The sequence below is a fragment of the Streptomyces sp. NPDC001880 genome, from assembly GCF_053594575.1.
Genome location: NZ_JBSFET010000225.1, coordinates 1 through 3,257 on the forward strand (window position 1 = coordinate 1; position 3,257 = coordinate 3,257).

2 protein-coding genes and 1 pseudogene are annotated in these 3,257 nt (G+C 67.6%); all 3 read left to right on the top strand.

Annotation, left to right across the window (positions count from 1 at the left end):
* A partial coding sequence (locus ACWCQ6_RS36520; RefSeq protein WP_451096723.1) for a carbohydrate ABC transporter permease occupies nt 1–891 on the top strand: 891 nt, incomplete at its 5' end.
* Nucleotides 888–1,754, top strand: coding sequence for a carbohydrate ABC transporter permease (locus ACWCQ6_RS36525; RefSeq protein WP_072488495.1), 867 nt, complete (start codon nt 888–890; stop codon nt 1,752–1,754). The genes ACWCQ6_RS36520 and ACWCQ6_RS36525, both read left to right, overlap by 4 nt.
* Nucleotides 1,755–1,923: 169 nt before the next feature.
* Nucleotides 1,924–2,769 (top strand): annotated as a pseudogene (locus ACWCQ6_RS36530) (alpha-L-fucosidase); the annotation flags it as partial.
* Between the last annotated feature and the right edge of the window lie 488 nt (nt 2,770–3,257).

The window sequence follows — 3,257 nt, forward strand, 5'->3', positions numbered from 1 at the left end:
GCCGCCGGCCGCCGGGGGCACAGCCGCCGGGCGGGCCGGTGGTGGACGCCGTGGCTGTTCCTCGCTCCGGCACTGCTCCTCTTCCTGTACTTCAAGTTCATCCCCATGGTCAGCGCGCTGACCATGTCCTTCCAGGACGTCCAGCCCTACCTCGGCAACAAGTGGGTCGGCACCGAGAACTACGCCACGGTCCTCCAGTCCGACGGCTTCCGCGAGGCCGCCTGGCACACCGTGGTCCTCGCCGCCGGGCAGACGGCCGGCTCGATGGCCCTCGGCCTCGTACTAGCGCTGCTGATGGAGGGTCAGGGGCGTCGGCTGGGATTCGTACGCTCCGCGGCGTTCCTGCCGGTTGTGGTGCCGATCGCGGTCGTCGCCGAGCTGTGGCGGATCATGTACCACCCGACCGCGGACGGCATGCTCAACTCCATCCTCGGTCTGGTGGGACTGGGCCCCTCGGGATTCATCAACGACCCCGACACATCGATGGCCTCCATCATGGTCACCGGTATCTGGCGGGGCGCCCCCTACGACATGATGATCTTCCTGGCCGGACTCACCAGCGTGGACCGCGGTCTCTACGAGGCCGCGAAGGTCGACGGCGCCTCCAGGCTGCAACGGGTCCGGCATGTGACGGTGCCCGGACTGCGGTCGGTGTTCTCGATCCTGTTCATCCTCGCCGCGATCCGCGGACTGCGCGTGTTCACCGAGGTGTTCCTGCTCACCAACGGCGGGCCCGACGGCTCCACCGAGGTCGTGATGACCCTGATCTACAAGCTCGGGCTGGAGCAGAACAGACTCGGTGTCGGCGCGGCGGGAGCCGTCCTGCTGTTCATCGCGACGCTGGTCCTGACAGTCGTCGTTCACCTGCTGCGACGGAGAGAGAGCAAATGAACGCGCCGACCGAGACCGCGCTGGGCCTGACGGAGAGCAGGAGTCCGGGCGGACGGATCCTGAAAGCCGTCACCTACCTGCTGGTTCTGATCGTCTTCGCAGGTCCCCTGCTGGCCCTGCTGGTCAGCGCCTTCAGTCAGGTCAAGGACCCGACACAGCTGAGCGTCATCCCCTCGGGCGCCACCCTGGACAACTTCAGGATCGCCTTCGACCAGGGCGTGCTCGCGTACCTGCTGAACTCCTTCTTCGTGGTCGGCTTCGGCCTGCTGCTCCAGGTGGCGGTCTCCGTACTGGCCGGATACGCGCTGGCCAGGAAGGTCTTCCCGGGGATGACACTGGTGCTCGTCGCCATCCTGGCGACACTGATGCTGCCCGAGGAGATCCTGGCCCTTCCGCTGTCCGTGATCCTCTCCGACCTGCCGGTCGTCCATTTCAACCTCATCGGCACCCTGGCCGGAATGATCGTCCCGCTGGGCGCCTGGGGATTCTCCATCCTCGTGATGACCGAGTTCATGAAGGACGTGCCCCGGGAACTCGAAGAGGCCGCCCGCATCGACGGCGCAGGTGATCTGCGCATCTTCGCCCAGATCATCCTGCCGATGTGCAAGCCCGCACTCGGGGTCATCGGAGTCTTCGGCTTCACCATGATCTGGGACCAGTACCTGCTGCCCCTCCTGGTCTCCACCGACTCCTCCTCGTACACGCTCCCGCTGGCACTGCGGACGCTGCGGATCGACCCCGCCGTCACTCCCGGAGTGGTGATGGCCGCCTCTCTGCTGGCGCTGCTCCCCTCCGTGATCGTCTTCCTGTTCTTCCAGCGTTCCTTCGTGCATGGCCTGTCCTCCGGCGCCCTGAAGGGCTGACCGGCAGGCCGTCCGCACACGACCCCCGTACCACCAGCCTTCCGGTGGCGCACCGAAGACGCCACCGGACGCCGACGACAAGGAACGATGCCCCATGACCCCGAGCGCCGAGACCCCGGCTTCCGCACTCGCCCCGGACACGACCTGGTTCACCACCGACCGGTTCGGCATGTTCGTCCACTGGGGCCTGTACTCGCTCCCCGCACGGCACGAGTGGGTGAAGAACCGCGAGAAGCTGACCGACGAGCAGTACCAGGTCTACTTCGACCACTTCGACCCCGACCGCTACGACCCGGTCCAGTGGGCCAGGGCGGCGAGGGCGGCGGGCATGCGGTACGTGGTTCTGACCACCAAGCACCATGACGGCTTCTGCCTGTGGGACAGCGCCCTCACCGAGTACAAGGTCACCAACACCCCGCACGGTCGCGACCTCGTCGGGCCGTTCGTCGAGGCGTGCCGCGCCGAAGGGCTCAAGGTCGGCCTCTACTACTCCCTCATCGACTGGCACCACCCGTCGTTCCCGGTGGACGGAATCCATCCGCAGCGCGATGACGAGGAGTTCAAGGCCGCGGCCGCCGGCCGGGAAATCCGCGAGTACCAGCGCTATCTGCACGGCCAGGTCCGCGAGCTGCTGACGTCCTTCGGCCGCGTGGACTACCTGTTCTTCGACTTCTCGTACGCGGGCCGGATCTGGTGGGGCGGCAAGGGACCGGACGACTGGGACTCACCGAAACTGCTGTCGATGGTCCGCGAACTCCAGCCGCACATTCTCGTCAACGACCGGGCCGGCCTGCCCGGAGACTTCATCACTCCCGAGCAATACCAGCCTTCGGGCCCCATGACCCAGAACGGCCGTCCCGTGCTGTGGGAGGCGTGCCAGACGCTCAACGGGAGCTGGGGCTACGACCGCGACAACCTGGACCACAAGAGCGCCGACCTGCTGATCCGCATGCTCGTCGACGGGGTCTCCAAGGGCGGCAATCTGCTGCTCAACGTCGGCCCGACCGGCCGCGGCGACCTCGAACCGCGTGCCGTCGCCGTCCTCGGGGAGATCGGCCGGTGGATGGACCTGCACGAGCGGTCGGTCCGAGGCTGCGGCCCTTCCCCGTACACCGCGCCCGCCGAATGCCGGTACACCCAGCGCGGCGACCGGCTCTACGTCCACCTGTTCGCCTGGCCGCTGCGCCATCTGCACCTGCCGGGACTCGCCGGCCGGGTGCGCTATGCCCAGTTGCTGAACGACGCCTCCGAGATCACCCAGGTCCACATCGACCCGGACCGGGCCGCGCTCAACACCGAAATGGGCGGGCAGCCCGCCGGAACGCTCACGCTGGAGATCCCCGTCCAGCGCCCCGACACCGCCGTGCCCGTCATCGAGCTGTTCCTGGACGCTCAGGCCGACCCGGCCGTGCCTCGGTCGTTGTGCGGGTGGACCGACAGGCAGACGAACTCGCGGCGCGACAGATTGCGCGACATCCACTCGAACCGGTCCGCGTGCGTGGA

Excerpts from the sequence above, each read along its gene's own strand:
- ACWCQ6_RS36525 (WP_072488495.1), top strand. The coding sequence starts at position 888 with ATGAACGCGCCGACCGAGACCGCGCTGGGCCTGACGGAGAGCAGGAGT.